We start from the raw sequence: 18,233 nt of genomic DNA on the forward strand, positions 1-18,233 counted from the left end.
TCATCGGTTCGTTGTCTGGCGCAGCAGCATGGTGCCACCGCGCTGGGTAAATTCAAGTTTGTTCAGGGCGCTCATGCCGAGCAGCACCTGATCGCCATGCAGGCCGGGCGCCACCAGTGCGCGGACATCCCGCAACACGATGTCGCCCAGTTGCAGGCGGTCGATACGGGTGCGATAGCCCTGGCTCAGGCCATTGGCCGTGCTCAAGGTCACACCGAAACCTTCTTCCAGCCTGAGGTCTTTCGCCACCTCGGCCGGGATTGCCACATCGGTCGCGCCGGTGTCGAGCATGAACTCCACCGGCCGACCGTTGATCAGGCCGCTGGCGACAAAATGTCCCTGGGCGTTGCCGATCAGTTTCACTTCTATAAAGCCGTTACCCTGCTGCGAAGCCACTTCCACATTGGGATTGCGCTGGCGCTCTTCCCACTGGCCGAAAAACCGCGTGGCCAGAAACAGCGCCGCGCACCAGGCCAGAATCATCAGCACCCGACCGGCGCGTTTGCCCGGCGGTTGCTGGCTCATGGCTTGGCGCTCCAGCCACCCTCGGGCGCGGCGAAGCGCCAGATGATCGGGCGAACCTCGCCATCGGCGCGCGGGCCGAAATTGTTGTCGACGCCGATCCAGGCACCTTGAGCATCGACGACCAGCGCCTCTTCCAGCCCGAAATTCTGCGAATAACGCCGATTGGCCTGCAACAGCTCGGCCGCATACGACCAGCAGAGCTCAACCTTGGCCGTCTGCGCATCGCGTCGACAGATCTGGTACGCGTTGCGCTCAAGGGTAAACAGCTTGCCGTTGAACAGGGAAATATCGGAAAAATCCCGATTGACCGGACGGGCTTTCGGGAACTGCGGCGGTTGCATTTCCATGCCGCCTTCGCTGAGCAACACGCAGCGGCCGTCACAATCCCACACCGTCTGCTGGCGCTTGATCAGCAACAAGCCACGGCTTTGCCGCTCGGCGGCCAGCCACATCTGATCGCCCGCCGGATTGATCGCCAGGCCTTCGAAGATCGCGTTGAATTGCAGCAGCATCCCACTGGCCCGCGCTTCGCGTACCATCATCGGCGAGATTTTCAGCCACGACGACGGCCCCTGCGGCGGCACTTGCAGCACGGCCGCGTGAGCTTCGCTGACGATGTAGCGGTTGCCGGCGCTGTCACAGCTGATGCCTTCGAAATCCAGATCGCCGCCCCGAATGAACGACGCCGCCCAGGTGCGCGAACTGATGCCCCACGGCAAGCCGCTGTCCGGCACTTTCGGCGGATCGATGCGCACGGCCGTGGCCTGCCAGACCCGGTCGCGGATATCGAGACGGTAGATCTGATCATCGTCGCGGTCCGAAACCGTCCACAGGTCATTGCCGCACAAGGCCAGCCCCGACAGGTTGCCGCCGCGCATGCCTTCGACCGGGTGTTCGGCGAGCACGCGCAGCTCTTGCACAGGCTCTGCCGACACCGTCATCGAACCCAGCAGCAATGCACCCGCCAAGGCCCAGCCAAACCGCATCAGGCCAGAACCTCGGCGAGGTTACCCTTGGATTCGAGCCAGGTCTTGCGGTCGCCGGCGCGCTTTTTCGCCAGCAACATGTCCATCATTTCCGAGGTCTGTGCGAAGTCGTCCCCGAGGGTCAACTGCACCAGGCGCCGGGTGTTCGGGTCCATGGTGGTTTCGCGCAGTTGCGGCGGGTTCATTTCACCCAGACCTTTGAATCGGGTGACCTGCGGCTTGCCGCGCTTCTTCTCGGCCACCAGACGGTCGAGGATCCCGTCGCGCTCGGCTTCGTCGAGGGCGTAGTAGATTTCTTTGCCCAGATCGATGCGGTACAGCGGCGGCATTGCCACGTAGACATGACCGGCATCCACCAGCGGGCGGAAATGCTGGACGAACAAGGCGCAGAGCAAGGTTGCGATGTGCAGACCGTCGGAGTCGGCGTCGGCGAGGATGCAGATCTTGCCGTAGCGCAGCTGGCTCATGTCCTCGGCGCCCGGATCGACACCGATGGCCACGGCGATGTTGTGCACTTCCTGGCTGGCCAGCACTTCGCTGCCGTCCACTTCCCAGGTGTTGAGGATCTTGCCGCGCAACGGCAGGATCGCCTGGAATTCCTTGTCTCGCGCCTGCTTGGCCGAACCGCCGGCGGAATCACCTTCCACCAGGAACAGCTCGGAACGCATCGGGTCCTGCCCGGCGCAATCGGCCAGTTTGCCCGGCAGTGCCGGGCCCTGAGTGATGCGCTTGCGCTCGACTTTCTTGCTGGCTTTCAAGCGCCGGCCAGCGTTGCTGATCGCCAGTTCCGCCAGGGCCAGACCGGTTTCCGGGTTGGCGTTGAGCCACAGGCTGAACGCGTCCTTGACCACACCGGAGACAAACGCGGCCGCCTCACGGGACGACAGGCGTTCCTTGGTCTGACCGGAGAATTGCGGTTCCTGCATCTTCATCGACAGGACGAAAGCGATGCGTTCCCAGACGTCTTCCGGTGCCAGCTTCACGCCGCGCGGCAGCAGGCTGCGGAATTCGCAGAACTCGCGCATTGCGTCGAGCAAGCCCTGACGCAGGCCGTTGACGTGGGTGCCGCCCTGCTCCGTCGGGATCAGGTTGACGTAGCTTTCGGTGACCGAAGTGCCGCCTTCCGGCAGCCAAAGCAGGGCCCACTCGACCGCTTCCTTGGTGCCGGCCAGATTGCCGCAGAACGGCGCATCCGGCAGGCGCTCGAATTCGCTGACCGCATCCACCAGGTAGGAACGCAGGCCATCTTCGTAGTGCCACTCGACCTTCTCGCCAGTGCCTTTGTCTTCGAAGCTGATCAGCAGCCCCGGGCACAGAACGGCCTTGGCCTTGAGCACGTGCTTGAGGCGGCTGATGGAGAATTTTGGCGAATCGAAGTATTTCGGGTCCGGCGCGAAGTACACGCTGGTCCCGGTATTGCGCTTGCCGACGGTGCCGATCACTTGCAGATCGGTGGCCTTGAAGCCGTCGGCAAAGGTCATTTCATATTCGTTGCCGTCACGCTTGACCCGCACCCGCACTTGGGTCGACAAGGCGTTGACCACGGAAATACCCACCCCGTGCAGACCGCCGGAGAACTGGTAGTTCTTGTTGGAAAACTTGCCGCCCGCATGGAGCTTGGTGAGGATCAGTTCGACGCCCGACACACCCTCTTCCGGGTGAATGTCGACCGGCATGCCACGACCGTCGTCGCAGACTTCCAGCGAGTGATCGGCATGGAGGATGACCTGGATCGATTTGGCGTGGCCGGCCAGGGCTTCGTCGACACTGTTGTCGATGACTTCCTGGGCGAGGTGGTTCGGCCGACTGGTGTCGGTGTACATGCCGGGGCGTTTGCGCACCGGGTCGAGGCCCGAGAGGACTTCGATGGCGTCGGCGTTATAGGAGCTAGCGCTGGGAGTGGCCATAGGGTCTCGTCGTCAGTGATTCAATGAAAATGGGGCAAGACTTCACAGTGCGGTGAAATCGATTGCCTGATAGGTATCGGCGCCAATCCCGGCAAAGCTGAGCAATGCCGGCAATTGTGTAACAAATCCCTGGAAACTGTGGTCGCCGCCGGCCTGAATGCGCAAGGCACAGGCCCGGTAATACTGCTGGGCAAGGCGATAATCCAGCGTTTCATCCCCGGTCTGCAACCATACCTGATATCGCTGCGGATCCTGCGGCGCCGGCACTTCCAGCTCGGCCAGGGCCGTCACGTGGTCGTGGGTCAGCTCCCAGGTTTCGTCGGTGTACAGGTTTTTCTGGGTGCCCAGGTATCCGTCGAACATCCGGTGCGGGCTGACGGCCGGGTTGACCAGCAGGGCTTTCAGGCCATGGCGCTCGGCCAGGTGAGTCGCATAGTAGCCGCCGAGCGAGCTTCCCACCAGCAATGGCCGGCCGAGTTCGGCGATTGCCTGTTCCAGCTGACCGATGGCTTCGCGCGGGTGGTGATGCAGCGCCGGCACACGCAGTTGATCGCTCAGACCCAGCCGTTCCATCACCTCGACCAGCTGACAGGCCTTCTTCGAGGCCGGCGCGCTGTTGAAACCATGGATATAGAGAATCGAACCGGACATTTGAGCTCCCTGGGCGTCGGCTTAAGAAAGCGGAGTTTACAGGGAGTCAGGGGGTCGTGGGTGTCTGTAAGGACGCCTTCGCGAGCAGGCTCGCTGCCACAAGGGATCTGTGCCGTTGGCAAATCCATGGTGGGAGCGAGCTTGCTCGCGAAGGACGCGGCTCGGTTTTCAGTAGCCTTCAGAGCCGTAATCGACGGTGAACTCGAAGTCGGTGACGCGCTCGACGCCAGTCTCCAGACGTCCATCCGGCAACAAGCGCAACCAGCGATACCCCGGTGCCTGCTCGCCGACCTTGAAGTCTTCACTGCCCGGCTCGAACTGGATGCAGGTCGACGGCGAGGCAATCAGCCGTACGCCGTTGCGCTCACGGTCGATTTCCTGATGCACATGCCCCCACAGCACGGCGCGGGCCTGCGGGAACCGATCGAGCACCTCAAAAAAGGCTTCCGGATTGCGCAAGCCGATCGGCTCCATCCAGGGGCAGCCGATCGACACCGGATGGTGGTGGAAGCACACCAGATGATGGCGATCTGGCGCTTCACTCAGAGAGCGGGCGAGCAATTGCAGTTGATCATCCTGCAAATACCCCGGCACCGATCCGGGCACCGCTGAATCGAGCAGGGTCACGCGCCAGTTGCCGACATCCACCACGGACTCCAGCAACGCGCTCTTCACAGTCGCTTGAGCCATGATCTGCGGTTCGTCGTGATTGCCGGGGATCCAGCGGGCCGGTGCGTCGATCTGCGCCGTCATCTGCCGGAATTGCTGGTAGGACTCCAGCGTACCGTCCTGGGACAGGTCGCCGCTGGCAACGATCAGGTCGATCCGCGGTTGCTGTTCGAGCACCAGCTCAATGACTTTTTGCAGACTCTCGCGGGTGTTCATGCCCAGCAGCGTTCCGTCCGCCTCGGCGAACAGATGGCTGTCAGAGAGTTGTACCAGCAACGCCGTGTCGGCGGTGGTCAAAGTCGATACGCTCGGCAAGGCGTTCTCCCCGGGGATCACGGGACTGGATAGGAGCGGCAATTATGCGGGGGGACACCACAAAGAGAAACCGGCGAACCGGACGCAGTTCACAACTTGCGCTGGTTATCGGACCGCCGCGTATTCGTGTCCGCACGCCAGGCAATGACTCAGCCATTCGCCCAGGAACAGATTGAGTTGGGCTTTTTCGTCCGGCTGGTGCATGGCCGCATTCGGGTAAGGATAGACGCCGCGAAAACGTCGCGCATGCTCGGCGCTGATCACCTCGGCCATGCGTGCGTCGTGATAGACCTGCACTTCCAGTTGCGGCACCGGCAGCCACGGCAGGCTGTGTTCCTGGCGCACCTGCAGGGTCGTGGTGTACGGACAGGCCTGCAACACTTCCAGCGTCAGCACGCCGAGCATCTGGTCACCCTGGGTCACCGCGATGCGCCGCGCTTCGGGGTCGCTGCGCATGTCTGGCAACAGTCGCATCAGGCGCGCGTAGTTCGCCTCGCAGGCGGCTTGCAGCCCTGCGAGGTCGACGCGGTAGCGATCGCGCAACTTGTTTACGACCATAGCCCCCTCACTTCGGCGCGATTGAGCGCCAGCCACTGCAAGGCGATGATGCTCGCCGCATTGGCAATCCGTCCGTCACGTACGGCCTGCAAGGCATCTTCAAAGGCCCAGACCGTGACGCGAATATCTTCAGCTTCTTCCTCCAGCCCATGCAGGCCGCCCGCGCCTTCGGTGCTGCAACGCCCCAGATACAGATGCACGAATTCGTTGCTGCCGCCCGGCGACGGAAAGTATTTGGTCATCGGCCACAGGGCCCTGATGTCCAGCCCAGCTTCCTCCTGTGCCTCGCGGTGAGCAACTTCTTCCGGCTGTTCGTCCTTGTCGATCAGACCGGCGACCAGTTCCACCAGCCACGGGTTCTCCGCCTTGCCCAGAGCCCCGACGCGAAACTGCTCGATCAGTACCACTTCATCGCGCTGCGGATCGTAGGGCAGCATGCACACGGCATCGTGGCGCACGAACACTTCACGATTGATTTCGCGGCTCATGCCACCGGCGAACAGTTCGTGGCGCAAGTGCAGACGGTCGAGCTTGTAGAAGCCCTTGTAGCACTGCTCGCGTCGCACGATATCGACGGCGCTCGGAATGGCTTTGGCAAAATCGGTCATGAGCATCCTCTTTACTGCAAATCCAACACGAGGCGCCTTCTTGCGACCTCGACTTCGCGCCATCCTAACGCGCCCGTGACGTTTGATGCAGCCCCTTTACTGTCAGCGGGATGGACGGTGGAGGCGAAACCCACTCTAATTAGCTTAGTGGCGAACTGACCGCTTCGTTGAGAGTCGAAGCGGTAACTTTTTGCCTTCCCCTGCTTCAGAAAGGACGCCCATGTCGCTTTTCAAAATTGCCTCCGTGGCCGCCATCGCCCTGACCCTGGGCGCCTGCGCCAGCCTGTTCCAGCCCAACTATCGCACGCCGCTGGAAACCACCCGCGACGCCTCGGAAACGCTGAAACCCGGCTGTTCCAACCAGGACTGTCCGCTGGTGAACATCGATACGTTGCGCTTCCCGGCAGAACCGGCGCTGGACGGCATCATCGAAAAACGCTTGCTGCAAATGACCCGCACCGCGCCGAACGCCCCGGTAGCACCAACGCTGGCAGCGTATCGCGAGCAGTTCCTGGCCAACGCCGGCCCGCGCAACAGCAGCTATCTGCAGGCGAAAGTACGCGAGCAGCATGACGGTCTGGTGATCATCGAAACCTCGAGCTACCTGGACACTGGCGGTGCACACGGTACGCCGGGACGCGGTTTCATCAACTATTCGCGTCAGCAGCACAAGGTGCTGACCCTGGCGGACATGCTGCTGCCGGGTCAGGAAGAGGCGTTCTGGAAAGCGGCGCAAGTGGCGCACAACAGCTGGCTGATCAGCACCAAGCTCGATCAGGAACCGGAATTCGTGAAGAGTTGGCCGTTCGTCAAAACCCCGAACGTGGCGCTGACCTACGGCGGCGTGATCCTCAAGTACGACGTGACCACCATCGCGCCTTATGCGCTGGGCCACGTCGAACTGAAGATCCCTTACCCGCGCCTGAACGGCATTCTCAAGCCCGAGCTGTTTCCCGGCCGTAACTGAAAGCCCGGCCGAGCACGAGTTGCAGCAGCCCTGCCAGCACCAGCGCCGGCAGGGTCGCGCCGACATCCGGATACAGATTGGCCAGCAAGTGATAGGTGCTGATGCCACCCAGCCAGGCCAATAGTGCCGGCCAGCGCAACGCGGCCGACGCCACCTGAGCACTGCGCTTGCGCAGGATGAAGTGATCCACCAGCACCACGCCGAACAGCGGCGCGAACACCGAGCCGATCAGCAACAGGAAGTTCTGGTACTGCGCCAACGGCGCGAGCAAGGCGATCAGGGTGCAGATCACGCCGATGGCCAGCGCCAGATGCTCGACTTTCAGACGCAACAGAATCCCGCTGGAAACCGCTGCCGAGTGAATGTCGGCGAAAGCGTTTTCCGACTCGTCCAGCAGAATCAGCAGCAGCGGAATGCCCAGACCGGCGCCGGCCAGTGCCAGCAGCAGCGCGTTGACTTCACCGCTTGGCGCAAAGGCCAGGGTGTAGGCGACGCCAAGACTCATCAGCCAGAAATTGCCGATGAAGAAACCGATGGCGGTGCCACCGAACACACTCTTCGCCCGTTTGCCGAAACGCGAGTAGTCGGCAATCAGCGGCAGCCACGACAGCGGCATCGCGATGGCGATGTCGAAACCCACGGCGAGCGGCATCGAGCCATCCCCGGCCTGTGCCCACAAGGCGGCGAGGTCGGCCTTGGCGAGCAGGTTCCAGGTCAGCCAGATGCACGCGGCCAGAATCAGCCAGATGCCCCACTTGCGCAGAATCTTGCGCACGAATGTCAACGGCCCGCTGACCGCGAGCAATGTCGCCAATGCGCCGAAGCACAGCGTCCACAGCATCGGACTGGCCCACAGCGAACCTTCGCTGAACGCACGGGTGCCGAGCAGGCTGGCCGCATCGCGCATGACGATGATTTCGAACGAACCCCAACCGATCAGTTGCAGCAGATTAAGCAGCGCCGGCAGGTTCGCGCCTTTGCTGCCGAGGCTGAGTTTCAGCGCGGCCATCGACGACAGGCCGGTGTCACTGCCTATCACGCCGACGGCGGCCAGCAACAGGACGCCGACCAGGGTGCCGAGGAAAATCGCCAGCAGCGATCCCGACAGGCCCAGCCCCGGCGCCAGCAACGCGCCGGTCTGCAACACCATCAGGCCGATGCCGAGGGAAAACCACAGGGAAAACAGATCGCGACCGCCGAACACACGCTGGTTGGCGGGCACGGCGAGGTCGGGGGAATAAGTACCGGGTTGAATGCTCAAGGGTGTTATCTCAGAGGGACATTTGTTGTTGTGCTGACCCGTTGTGATCGTTCCCACGTCGAGGCGTCGAACCGTCCGCGTGGGAATGCAGCCCGTGACGCTCCGCGTCACTGGACGCGGAGCGTCCCTAGAGGCATTCCCACGCATAGCGTGGGAACGATCAGTGCGGGATCAAACTTTTTTGTACAGCTGACTGCCTTCCTTCTTGAACCGCTCGGCCTGTTCCGCCAGGCCCTGGGCGACGTCCACGTCGACCGCGTCGATCCGCTGGTTGGCCGCGTATTCGCGGACTTCCTGAGTGATCTTCATAGAGCAGAATTTCGGCCCGCACATCGAGCAGAAATGCGCGACCTTCGCCGAGTCCTTCGGCAGGGTTTCATCGTGATACGAACGGGCGGTGTCCGGGTCCAGACCGAGGTTGAACTGGTCTTCCCAGCGGAATTCGAAACGCGCCTTGCTCAAGGCGTTGTCGCGGATCTGCGCGCCCGGGTGCCCTTTGGCCAAATCCGCCGCATGGGCCGCGATCTTGTAGGTGATGATCCCGGTCTTCACGTCATCCTTGTTCGGCAGACCCAAGTGTTCCTTCGGCGTCACGTAGCAGAGCATCGCGCAACCGAACCAGCCGATCATCGCCGCACCGATACCCGAGGTGATGTGGTCGTAACCCGGTGCGATGTCGGTGGTCAGCGGGCCGAGGGTGTAGAACGGCGCCTCGTCGCAGCACTCCAGCTGCTTGTCCATGTTCTCTTTGATCAACTGCATCGGCACGTGGCCGGGGCCTTCGATCATGCATTGCACGTCGTGCTTCCAGGCGATCTTGGTCAGCTCGCCGAGGGTCTCCAGTTCGCCGAACTGCGCTTCGTCGTTGGCGTCGGCAATCGAGCCCGGACGCAGACCGTCGCCCAGCGAGAAGCTGACGTCGTAGGCCTTCATGATTTCGCAGATTTCGTCGAAGTGGGTGTAGAGGAAGTTCTCTTTGTGGTGCGCCAGGCACCACTTGGCCATGATCGAACCGCCACGGGACACGATGCCGGTCACGCGTTTGGCGGTCAGCGGCACGTAGCGCAGCAACACGCCGGCGTGGATGGTGAAGTAGTCGACGCCCTGCTCCGCCTGCTCGATCAGTGTGTCGCGGAACAGCTCCCAGGTCAGGTCTTCGGCGACGCCATTCACTTTTTCCAGTGCCTGATAAATCGGCACGGTGCCGATCGGAACCGGCGAGTTGCGGATGATCCACTCGCGGGTTTCGTGAATGTGTTTGCCGGTGGACAAGTCCATCACGGTGTCCGAGCCCCAGCGAATGCCCCAGGTCAGTTTCGCCACTTCTTCTTCGATGGACGAACCCAGCGCGCTGTTGCCGATGTTGCCGTTGATCTTCACCAGGAAGTTGCGGCCAATGATCATCGGCTCGAGTTCGACGTGGTTGATGTTGGCCGGAATGATTGCGCGACCACGGGCGATTTCTTCGCGCACGAACTCAGGGGTGATTTCTTTCGGAATGCTCGCGCCGAAGCTGTGGCCGGCGTGCTGCTGCTTCAACAGACCGGCGGCGCGGGCCTCTTGCAGCTTCATGTTTTCGCGGATGGCGACGTATTCCATCTCGGCAGTGATGATGCCTTTGCGCGCGTAGTGCATCTGGCTGACGTTGGCCCCGGCCTTGGCGCGGCGCGGGTTGTTGACGTGGGCGAAACGCAGCTTGGTCAGCTCTGGATCGGCCAGGCGTTCCTGACCGAAATTCGAACTCAGGCCTGGCAGACGCTCGGTGTCGCCACGGTCGTCGATCCACGCCGAACGCACGTCGCCCAGACCTTTGCGCACGTCGATCACCACATTCGGATCGGTGTACGGGCCGGAGGTGTCGTAGACGGTGACCGGCGCATTGATTTCGCCGCCGAAGTCGGTCGGGGTCACATCGAGGGTGATTTCGCGCATCGGCACGCGGATGTCCGGGCGGGAGCCCTGAACGTAGACTTTTTGCGAACGGGTGAACGGTTGAACCGACTGCTCGTCGACCTTGGCCGAGTCACTCAGGTTGATCGCGTTTTTAGATTTTGTAGTCATCACGGGCTCTCCAGACAGCATCCAGGCAGTGGATTGTCGGAGCAGAACCTGAAAGGCACGGACGCACCAGGACTGGTGCTGTGCATCGTCGTCGAGCGTTCGATTGTCGAACAATATCCCGGACGAAGCACAAGAGGACTCGCCGGGTGACGAGAAATCTTGTTCCCTACGCAGGCGCTAACCTGATCAGGTTCAACGGGATCCGAAATTATTCGATCTCAGCCTCATAGCAAGGCACCCCGACAAGAACCCGGCCAGTCTAGACACAACCGGCAAAGAACGCCAACACCGTGGCAAACACCATGATGAATGGCGCAATTGGCAGATTGTTGCCTGCCGTCGGCGCTACTACACTCGCTACGCCATGCCGCGCCTTGACGCTGCATGGGCCGCGCCTTACCTTTGGCGCCCGGATTATTTCCATAATATTCATGCTAGGGATCGCCTCATGCTGCGCAAACTCTCACTGGCTGTCGCCGTGTCTTGTGCGTCCACCGCAACGGCCTGGGCAGCAGAAGCGCCTTTATCGACCAGGACCGATCTGGTCAGCGTCTACCAGGAAGCGGTCGACAACAACGCCGACCTGGCCGCCGCCCGCGCTCAGTACGGTGCGCAGAAAGAAGTGGTGCCCCAGGCCCGCGCCGGGCTGCTGCCGAACCTGTCCGGCGGCGCTGAAGTCGCCAACGTGCGCACTTCGATCGACCAGCCCTCGGCCATTGCCAATCGCAGCGCGCACTCCTATCAGGCGACGCTGGCGCAACCGCTGTTCCGCGCCGATCGCTGGTTCCAGTACCAGGCCGCCAAGGACGTCAACGAGCAGGCCGCGCTGCAACTTTCGGCCACCGAGCAGAACCTGATCCTGCAAACCGCCGAAAGCTACTTCAACGTGCTGCGCAGCCAGGACAACCTGGCCTCGACCAAGGCCGAGGAAGCCGCGTTCAAGCGCCAGCTCGACCAGTCCAACGAGCGCTTCGACGTGGGCCTGTCGGACAAGACCGACGTGCTGCAATCGCAAGCCAGTTACGACACCGCACGGGCCAACCGGATCGTCGCCCAGCGTCAGGTCGATGATGCGTTCCAAGCGCTGATCACCCTGACCAACCGCCAGTACAACTCGATCCAGGGCATCGTCCACACGTTGCCGATCCTGCCGCCGGCGCCGAACGACGCCAAGGCCTGGGTCGATACCGCCGCGAAACAGAACCTCAATCTGCTGGCCAGCAACTACGCGGTCAGCTCCGCCGAACAGACCCTGAAACAGCGCAAGGCCGGCCACCTGCCGACCCTCGACGCGGTGGCCAAATACGAGAAAGGCGACAACGACGCCCTCGGCTTCTCCAACCCGAACGCGTTCGGTACGCCGTACAGTGGCAACGTCGAGCAGAGCACCGTGGGCCTGCAACTGAACATCCCGATCTACAGCGGCGGATTGACCAGCTCGCAAGTGCGCGAGTCGTACTCACGGCTGGACCAGACCGAGCAGCAGCGTGAAGGCCTGCGCCGGCAAGTGGTGGAGAACACCCGCAACCTGCACCGCGCGGTGAACACCGACGTCGAGCAGGTGCAGGCGCGCCGCCAGTCGATCATCTCCAACCAGAGCGCGGTGGAAGCCACGGAAATCGGTTACCAGGTGGGGACGCGCAACATCGTCGATGTGCTCGACGCCCAGCGTCAGCTCTACACCTCGGTGCGCAACTACAACAACACCCGCTACGACTACATCCTCGACAACCTGCGCTTGAAGCAGGCAGCGGGGACGTTGAACCCGGGTGACTTGCAGGATCTGACGCGTTATCTGAAAGCCGACTACAACCCGGACAAGGATTTCCTGCCGCCGGATCTGGCCAAGGCTGCCGAAGCCCAGCTAAAGGCCCGGCCTTGAACAAAAAAACGCAGCCCTGAGGCTGCGTTTTTTATGGGCGGTCGATCAACCTTCCCAGTCCATCGAGCAAACGCTGCAACGCGCCCTGATTGCGGCGCATCACGCTCAGCCCGGCGTCGGCCATGCGCTGTGCGTCGCGCGGCAGTTCGAACAGACGCTGCACCTCTGTCGCCAGACCTTCGGCGTCATCCACCTCGGCCAAGGCCCCGGCGCTGCGCAGTTGCGCGGCGATGTCGAGGAAATTGAACAGATGCGGGCCGCTGATCACCGGTTTCGCCAGCGCTGCCGGCTCCAGCAGGTTGTGCCCGCCGTTGGCTACCAGACTGCCGCCGACGAACGCGCTGTCGGCTAATGCGTATAGAAACAGCAGCTCACCCATGGTGTCGCCGAGCAGCACCGAAGTCTGCGCATCGACGCTCGCGCCAGTGGAACGACGCACCGTGGCAAAACCTTCACGCTGGCACAACTCGAACACCGAGTTGAAACGCTCCGGATGGCGCGGCACCAGAATCAGCAGCGCATCGGGATGGTTGGCCAGCAGGCGCCGATGGGCGTTCAGCACCACCTCGTCTTCGCCTTCATGGGTGCTGGCGGCGATCCACACCGGGCGCTCCAGCGCCTGCCATTGGCCGCGCAGTTCAGCGGCGCGTTGCAGCAGTTGCGGGTCGATGGTCAGGTCGAACTTGATCGAGCCGGTGACTTCGACTGTCTCCGGGCGCGCACCGAGATCGCGGAAGCGCTGGGCTTCGGCTTCGGTCTGCACGGCGAACAGACTCATTTCGGCGAGCATCGGCGCGGTCAGCTTGCTGAACCGGCCATAGCCTTTGGCCGAACGCTCGGACAGGCGTCCGTTGGCCAATGCCACCGGAATCCCGCGTTTGGCGCATTGGTGAATGTGGTTGGGCCAGAGTTCGGTTTCCATGATCACTGCCAGTTTCGGCTGCACGCGATCCAGAAAACGCGCCGCCGCGCAGGGCAAGTCATACGGCAAATAGCAGTGCTGGATGCGTGGCTCGTTGGCGAACATTGCGTGAATGCGTTCCGAACCGGTCGGCGTCATGCAGGTCACGGTGATCGGCAGCTGTGGATAACGTTGCAGCAGCGCGCGAATCATCGGCGCGGCGGCGATGCTTTCGCCCACCGACACGGCGTGAACCCAAATACCTCCGGGCTGCAAGGTCGGCAGGCCATAGGAGAAACGTTCGCCAATCCGCTTGGCATACGCCGGCGCCTTGCGCGAACGCAGCCACAGCCGAATCGCCACCAATGGCAGCCCCAGGTAAAACAGCGCGGTGTAGAGAGTTCTATTCATGGCGGCGGAGTTTATCGGCTTTTGCCGCCGATCGCCCGCAGGTGTATGGCAAATCGCTCCGCCAGCCAGCGCGCCGCCGGTCCAAGCGGTTCATCACGGCGCCAGACCAGTTCCACCACCAGCGCCGGCGGCGTCCATTCGCTGTCCAGTTCCACCATCAGGCCCTGATACGCCGAGTACTGCACCACGTGGCGCGGCAGCCAGGCCCAGCCGAGGTCACGCACCAGCCATTCGGCCATCACGTAGAAACTGTCAGCGCGCCATACCTGCGGACTGGCCGGTTCGTTGCCGGGATAAATGCTGGTCTGGGTCGACATCAACAACTGCCGATGCTGCGCCAGTTGCTGGCAGGTGACGTAAGCCTGCGCTGCCAAGGGATGGTTGACGCCGCAGACCGTGACCATTTCCACACTGCCCAGCACCCGGCGCTCCAGCGCTTCAGGGATTTCATCGTGATAGAACAGCAGCCCGAGATCGGCCCGGCGCTCCACCAGTTTGCGTGAAACCTCACCTTGGGCGGCGCTGGTCAGTTGGACTTCCAGACTGGGAAACTGCTCGGCCAGGGCGGCGAAGCTTTCCACCAGCGCCTGATAGGGCATCGCCTCATCCTGGGCCACCCGCAACTGCGCTTCCTGCCCGCGCATCATGGCCACGGCCCGGCCGTTCAGGCGCTCGCACTGGCGCAACACTTCACGCGCCTCCTCCAGCAACGCCTCCCCTGCTTCGGTAAGAATCGGCTGGCGACCACTGCTACGCTCGAACAGGCTGACACCGAGGTCGTCCTCGAGCATGGCAATCGCGCTGCTGATCGCCGACTGCGCCTTGCGCTGCTGACGCGCCACGGCGGAAAACGAGCGCTGTTCGGCCACCGCGACGAACACCCGCAACTGCTCCAGATTCCACTGCATGCTCATCGGCCAACCCATCTTGTAAACAGATAGGTAATGACTTTACCCCATCTGGGGAGTCACTAGAATGCCGCCTCAGAAAGCAACGCTACACACGAGGACTTGAACATGAACGCTTACGTCTATCTGGCCATCGCCATCTGCGCCGAGGTGATCGCGACCGTTTCGATGAAAGCCGTCAAAGGCTTCAGCACGCCTTTGCCGCTGGTGCTGGTCATCGTCGGCTACGCCATCGCGTTCTGGATGCTGACTCTGGTGGTGCGCAGCGTGCCGGTGGGCGTGGCCTACGCGGTATGGGCCGGCATGGGCATCGTGATGGTCAGTGTTGCGGCGCTGTTCATCTACGGGCAGAAGCTGGATATCCCGGCGATGCTCGGAATGGCGCTGATCGTGCTCGGTGTGGTGGTGATTCAACTGTTCTCGAAAACCGCCGGCCACTGAGCATCAACCTCTACTCCTGTGGGAGCGAGCCTGCTCGCGAAGGCTATAGTCGACTCAACTACCAAGTCGCCTGAACCACCGCTATCGCGAGCAGGCTCGCTCCCACATTTGGTTTCGCATTCCTCCGTTGATCATCGACAAATCCCCTTTTCCCCGAGTCTGTATACTGCGCCCTCGTCTTGAACACTGAGGTCGTTGCATGCCATCTCCAATTTCCACCGACGTGCTGATTGTCGGCGCGGGTGTCGCCGGTCTCTGGCTGAACGCGCGCCTGCGTCGCCAGGGTTTCTCGACCGTGCTGGTGGAAAGTGCCAGCCTCGGCGGCGGGCAGAGTGTGAAGTCCCAGGGCATCATCCACGGCGGCGCCAAGTACGCGCTGCACGGTGCGCTGACCGGCGCCTCGGAAGCCATCGCCGATATGCCGCGCCGCTGGCGTGAAGCCCTGGCCGGCAACGGCGAACTGGACCTGACCGGCGTGCGCCTGTTGTCCGAAGCCCATTACCTTTGGTCGCCGGGCACACTGGCCGGCAATCTGACCAGTTTCTTCGCCAGCAAAGCGGTGCGTGGCCGGGTCGATCAGGTCAAGGGCGATCAACTGCCGCCGGCCCTGCAGGACAAGCGTTTCAAGGGCAAGGTCTACCGCCTCGCCGAACTGGTGATCGACGTGCCGAGCCTGATTCAGCGTCTGGCGGATTTGTCGGGCGACGGTCTGCTCGCCGGCCACGGCATCGAGCCGTTACTGGAAAGCGGTGTGCTGGTCGGTCTGAAAGTCGATGGCCGTGAGATTCGTGCCCAGCGCATCGTCCTCAGCGCCGGCGCCGGTACTGCCGACCTGCTGACTGCCTTGGGCCTGACTCATCCGGCGATGCAACGCCGGCCGCTGCACATGATCATCGCCAAGGGCCCTGGCCTGAAGCCGCTGTACGCGCACTGCCTCGGTGGCGGCACCAAGCCGCGTATTACCGTGACCACCCACCCGGCCGCCGACGGTCAGTGGGTCTGGTATCTGGGCGGCGACATTGCCGAATCCGAAGGCGTGGCCCGTGAGCCCGCCGAGCAGATCGCCACTGCACAAAAGGAAATCGCACAGCTGCTGCCCTGGATCGACCTGAGCACCGTGCAATGGGCGACCCTGCGCGTCGATCGTGCCGAACCGTTGCAAACCGGCCTGACCCGTCCGGACAACGCGTTCCTCGCCGAAGAAGGTCGCCTGCTGGTCGGCTGGCCAACCAAACTGGCCCTGGCCCCGGACTTCGCTGACCGGGTGATCGCGTCCCTGGAACGCGACGGCATCCAGCCAAGCCACGCTGCTCCCCTGCCCGAGCTGCCAAAACCACCGATGGGCGTTCCCGCCTGGGAGCAACTGCTGCCATGAGCCTGCCGACCCTGCACGATTTGCATCGCCCGCTGGGCAGCACCGGGCTGCTGGTCTCGCCGCTGGGCCTGGGCACCGTCAAACTTGGCCGCGACCAGGGCGTGAAATATCCCAACGGCTTCCAGATCCCCGACGACGACGCCGCGCGTATGTTGCTCAAGCAGGCGCGCCAGCTGGGTATCAACCTGATCGATACTGCGCCAGCCTATGGCCGCAGCGAAGAACGCCTCGGCCCGCTGCTGCGCGGCGAGCGTCAGGACTGGGTGATCGTCAGCAAGGTCGGCGAAGAATTTGTCGACGGCCAATCGACCCACGATTTCAGCGCCGCTCACACCCGGATGTCGGTGGAGCGCAGCCTGCAACGTCTTGAAACCGATTTTATCGACCTGGTGCTGGTGCACTCCGACGGCAACGATCTGGCGATTCTCAACGACAGCGAAGTCTACGCAACCCTCGCCGCACTGAAGGCCGAGGGCAAGATCCGCGGCTTCGGTTTCTCCGGCAAGACGGTCGATGGTGGTTTGAAAGCACTGGAGCAAGGCGACTGCGCGATGGTCACCTACAATCTGAACGAACAAAACGAGAAGGCGGTCATTGACTATGCTGCTGCCCACGGTAAAGCCATTCTGGTGAAGAAGGCCCTGGCCAGCGGTCATGTGTGCCTGAGTTCCGGCGTGGACCCGGTGCGTGCCAGCTTCGAGTTGCTGTTCGCCCAGCCCGGTGTGGCCAGTGCCATCGTCGGGACCATCAATCCGCTGCACCTCGCCCACAACGTTGCGACCGTTGCCCAGGTCCTACGTGGACAATGACGCCGCCTCGCGGCCTTAAGCAGGAGCCGACATGCCGCGTACGCTCATCAGAAAGAACCCGAGCAACTTCAAGACGCTGCCGCTGTTCGTCGAAGCCACCCCGGAAGGCCTGACCTACCAGAGCGTGGGCATGCCGCTGAATTTCGCCCAGACCCTGCAGCGGCGCAAACCGGTGAGCGTGGCCGATGCCGAGCGTTTTGCGCTGGAACTGGCCAACCTCGGCGTCTCGGTGCGCCTGACCCTGCACTGGCAGAATCGCGATTATTGGGTGCTGGTACGCCAGCGCCGGCAGGATCGCGGCGACGTGGTGCTCAAACTGATTTCCGGCTACGTGCCAGCCCATGAGCTGAATATCCCACTGCACACGGCGATTCAGGAAATCGCCGAGGAGTGCCTGCTGGAAACCCCGGAAGGCTGGCTCGGCGGGCGTTTCAACGACACCTGGCTGCCGGCGCCGTACGCATCGGCGCTGCATTATCGCGAGGCCCTGCCCTTTCGCCTGACGCCGTTGTCCGGCTCGGCGCGGCCGGTGCGCTGCGCCAATCTGCAATTGCTCGAACGGCCACGGGCCTACGTGCACTTGCCGACCGCGTCCCTGCAATTGATCTACGACTTGCGGCTGGACGTGCCCAAGGAGGCAAAATCCCTGAGCCTGTTCCACGTCGACGAGCGTCTGGAGGGAGATCAACTGGTGGCTCGGCTCGACCGCAAGCGCCCCGATCTCTACCTGATGCCGCTCAAGGACGGCGCGCCCTTGGCCGAGCTGTATACCCTCAAGCGCGACAAGCTCCTGCCGGCCAGCACCCGCGGGCTATATCTGGCCGAAAGCTTTGCGACCCAGACGGGCTGGGTCGTGCGTGAAGAGCGGATTCGCTGGAAAGATTGGGTCGTGCAACAGGGCCTGCAACCGGCGAAGCCCCCTCGCGCGGGACTCAAGCAATTGAGTCTGAAGGCGCTGCGTCTGGTTGGTATTGGCAAGAAACGCGCGAGCAAATAGC

17 protein-coding genes and 1 riboswitch are annotated in these 18,233 nt (G+C 62.6%); of the genes, 6 read left to right on the forward strand and 11 right to left on the reverse strand.

What is annotated here, in order from left to right; all coding sequences use genetic code 11:
* The 7 genes from L6D74_RS07770 to L6D74_RS07800 form a co-directional block, all read right to left on the reverse strand.
* Positions 1-525, reverse strand: coding sequence for a retropepsin-like aspartic protease family protein (locus L6D74_RS07770; RefSeq protein ID WP_085648065.1), 525 nt, complete (start codon positions 523-525; stop codon positions 1-3).
* Positions 522-1,511: an esterase-like activity of phytase family protein gene (locus L6D74_RS07775; protein ID WP_127796738.1), complete on the reverse strand. Its 990-nt coding sequence runs from the start codon at positions 1,509-1,511 to the stop codon at positions 522-524. The genes L6D74_RS07770 and L6D74_RS07775 overlap by 4 nt, the downstream gene beginning before the upstream one ends.
* A complete protein-coding gene (gene parE, locus L6D74_RS07780; protein ID WP_039766602.1) occupies positions 1,511-3,418 on the reverse strand; it encodes a DNA topoisomerase IV subunit B in 1,908 nt (635 codons plus the stop codon). Before parE ends, L6D74_RS07775 begins: the two co-directional genes overlap by 1 nt.
* Before the next feature lie 42 nt (positions 3,419-3,460).
* Entirely contained in the window at positions 3,461-4,069 is a 609-nt protein-coding gene (locus tag L6D74_RS07785; protein WP_064382909.1) for a YqiA/YcfP family alpha/beta fold hydrolase, read from the reverse strand.
* 168 nt (positions 4,070-4,237) lie between these two features.
* Positions 4,238-5,053, reverse strand: coding sequence for a 3',5'-cyclic-AMP phosphodiesterase (cpdA, locus tag L6D74_RS07790; RefSeq protein WP_085648062.1), 816 nt, complete (start codon positions 5,051-5,053; stop codon positions 4,238-4,240).
* Between the two features lie 105 nt (positions 5,054-5,158).
* Positions 5,159-5,611 (reverse strand): DUF1249 domain-containing protein, encoded by a 453-nt coding sequence (locus L6D74_RS07795; protein ID WP_039766596.1) that lies wholly within the window; start codon positions 5,609-5,611, stop codon positions 5,159-5,161.
* Entirely contained in the window at positions 5,602-6,219 is a 618-nt protein-coding gene (locus L6D74_RS07800; protein WP_236188586.1) for an NUDIX domain-containing protein, read from the reverse strand. The genes L6D74_RS07795 and L6D74_RS07800 overlap by 10 nt, the downstream gene beginning before the upstream one ends.
* Positions 6,220-6,439: 220 nt before the next feature.
* Here L6D74_RS07800 and L6D74_RS07805 point away from each other — a divergent pair, with 220 nt between their 5' ends.
* Positions 6,440-7,186 (forward strand): RsiV family protein, encoded by a 747-nt coding sequence (locus tag L6D74_RS07805; protein ID WP_011332159.1) that lies wholly within the window; start codon positions 6,440-6,442, stop codon positions 7,184-7,186.
* On the opposite strand, the gene cytX is transcribed toward L6D74_RS07805, so the two are convergent.
* Entirely contained in the window at positions 7,155-8,447 is a 1,293-nt protein-coding gene (gene cytX, locus L6D74_RS07810) for a putative hydroxymethylpyrimidine transporter CytX (protein WP_236188597.1), read from the reverse strand. The two genes, L6D74_RS07805 and cytX, sit on opposite strands and share 32 nt — an antisense overlap.
* Positions 8,448-8,618: 171 nt before the next feature.
* Positions 8,619-10,508, reverse strand: a complete 1,890-nt coding sequence (gene thiC / locus L6D74_RS07815; RefSeq protein WP_011332157.1) for a phosphomethylpyrimidine synthase ThiC — start codon at positions 10,506-10,508, stop codon at positions 8,619-8,621.
* A gap of 146 nt (positions 10,509-10,654) precedes the next feature.
* Positions 10,655-10,760: riboswitch (TPP riboswitch) on the reverse strand.
* Positions 10,761-10,956: 196 nt separating this feature from the next.
* On the opposite strand from thiC, the gene L6D74_RS07820 reads away from it, so the two are divergent.
* Positions 10,957-12,390, forward strand: coding sequence for a TolC family outer membrane protein (locus L6D74_RS07820; protein ID WP_039766588.1), 1,434 nt, complete (start codon positions 10,957-10,959; stop codon positions 12,388-12,390).
* Between the two features lie 31 nt (positions 12,391-12,421).
* On the opposite strand, the gene waaA is transcribed toward L6D74_RS07820, so the two are convergent.
* Entirely contained in the window at positions 12,422-13,702 is a 1,281-nt protein-coding gene (waaA, locus tag L6D74_RS07825) for a lipid IV(A) 3-deoxy-D-manno-octulosonic acid transferase (protein ID WP_236188598.1), read from the reverse strand.
* A gap of 11 nt (positions 13,703-13,713) precedes the next feature.
* Positions 13,714-14,616, reverse strand: coding sequence for a LysR family transcriptional regulator (locus tag L6D74_RS07830; RefSeq protein ID WP_236188599.1), 903 nt, complete (start codon positions 14,614-14,616; stop codon positions 13,714-13,716).
* 102 nt (positions 14,617-14,718) lie between these two features.
* On the opposite strand from L6D74_RS07830, the gene L6D74_RS07835 reads away from it, so the two are divergent.
* The 4 genes from L6D74_RS07835 (at position 14,719) to L6D74_RS07850 (ending at position 18,232) form a co-directional block, all read left to right on the forward strand.
* On the forward strand, positions 14,719-15,051 hold the full coding sequence (locus L6D74_RS07835) for a DMT family transporter (protein WP_007952237.1): 333 nt from the start codon (positions 14,719-14,721) through the stop codon (positions 15,049-15,051).
* A gap of 199 nt (positions 15,052-15,250) precedes the next feature.
* Positions 15,251-16,426: an NAD(P)/FAD-dependent oxidoreductase gene (locus tag L6D74_RS07840; RefSeq protein WP_085611085.1), complete on the forward strand. Its 1,176-nt coding sequence runs from the start codon at positions 15,251-15,253 to the stop codon at positions 16,424-16,426.
* Positions 16,423-17,235: an aldo/keto reductase gene (locus L6D74_RS07845; protein ID WP_085648057.1), complete on the forward strand. Its 813-nt coding sequence runs from the start codon at positions 16,423-16,425 to the stop codon at positions 17,233-17,235. Before L6D74_RS07840 ends, L6D74_RS07845 begins: the two co-directional genes overlap by 4 nt.
* A gap of 31 nt (positions 17,236-17,266) precedes the next feature.
* The gene (locus L6D74_RS07850) at positions 17,267-18,232 is read left to right on the forward strand and encodes a hypothetical protein (protein WP_064593054.1); all 966 of its coding nucleotides are present in this window, start codon (positions 17,267-17,269) and stop codon (positions 18,230-18,232) included.
* Position 18,233 lies beyond the last annotated feature (1 nt).

The organism is Pseudomonas pharyngis (assembly GCF_021602345.1).
Classification (GTDB): domain Bacteria; phylum Pseudomonadota; class Gammaproteobacteria; order Pseudomonadales; family Pseudomonadaceae; genus Aquipseudomonas; species Aquipseudomonas pharyngis.

Coding starts and splice junctions, on each gene's coding strand:
- L6D74_RS07785 (WP_064382909.1), bottom strand. CDS start 4,069: ATGTCCGGTTCGATTCTCTATATCCATGGTTTCAACAGCGCGCCGGCC.
- L6D74_RS07800 (WP_236188586.1), bottom strand. CDS start 6,219: ATGACCGATTTTGCCAAAGCCATTCCGAGCGCCGTCGATATCGTGCGA.
- L6D74_RS07805 (WP_011332159.1), top strand. CDS start 6,440: ATGTCGCTTTTCAAAATTGCCTCCGTGGCCGCCATCGCCCTGACCCTG.
- L6D74_RS07850 (WP_064593054.1), top strand. CDS start 17,267: ATGCCGCGTACGCTCATCAGAAAGAACCCGAGCAACTTCAAGACGCTG.
- L6D74_RS07845 (WP_085648057.1), top strand. CDS start 16,423: ATGAGCCTGCCGACCCTGCACGATTTGCATCGCCCGCTGGGCAGCACC.
- L6D74_RS07795 (WP_039766596.1), bottom strand. CDS start 5,611: ATGGTCGTAAACAAGTTGCGCGATCGCTACCGCGTCGACCTCGCAGGG.
- L6D74_RS07820 (WP_039766588.1), top strand. CDS start 10,957: ATGCTGCGCAAACTCTCACTGGCTGTCGCCGTGTCTTGTGCGTCCACC.
- L6D74_RS07840 (WP_085611085.1), top strand. CDS start 15,251: ATGCCATCTCCAATTTCCACCGACGTGCTGATTGTCGGCGCGGGTGTC.
- thiC (WP_011332157.1), bottom strand. CDS start 10,508: ATGACTACAAAATCTAAAAACGCGATCAACCTGAGTGACTCGGCCAAG.
- L6D74_RS07775 (WP_127796738.1), bottom strand. CDS start 1,511: ATGCGGTTTGGCTGGGCCTTGGCGGGTGCATTGCTGCTGGGTTCGATG.
- L6D74_RS07770 (WP_085648065.1), bottom strand. CDS start 525: ATGAGCCAGCAACCGCCGGGCAAACGCGCCGGTCGGGTGCTGATGATT.
- waaA (WP_236188598.1), bottom strand. CDS start 13,702: ATGAATAGAACTCTCTACACCGCGCTGTTTTACCTGGGGCTGCCATTG.
- parE (WP_039766602.1), bottom strand. CDS start 3,418: ATGGCCACTCCCAGCGCTAGCTCCTATAACGCCGACGCCATCGAAGTC.
- L6D74_RS07830 (WP_236188599.1), bottom strand. CDS start 14,616: ATGAGCATGCAGTGGAATCTGGAGCAGTTGCGGGTGTTCGTCGCGGTG.
- L6D74_RS07835 (WP_007952237.1), top strand. CDS start 14,719: ATGAACGCTTACGTCTATCTGGCCATCGCCATCTGCGCCGAGGTGATC.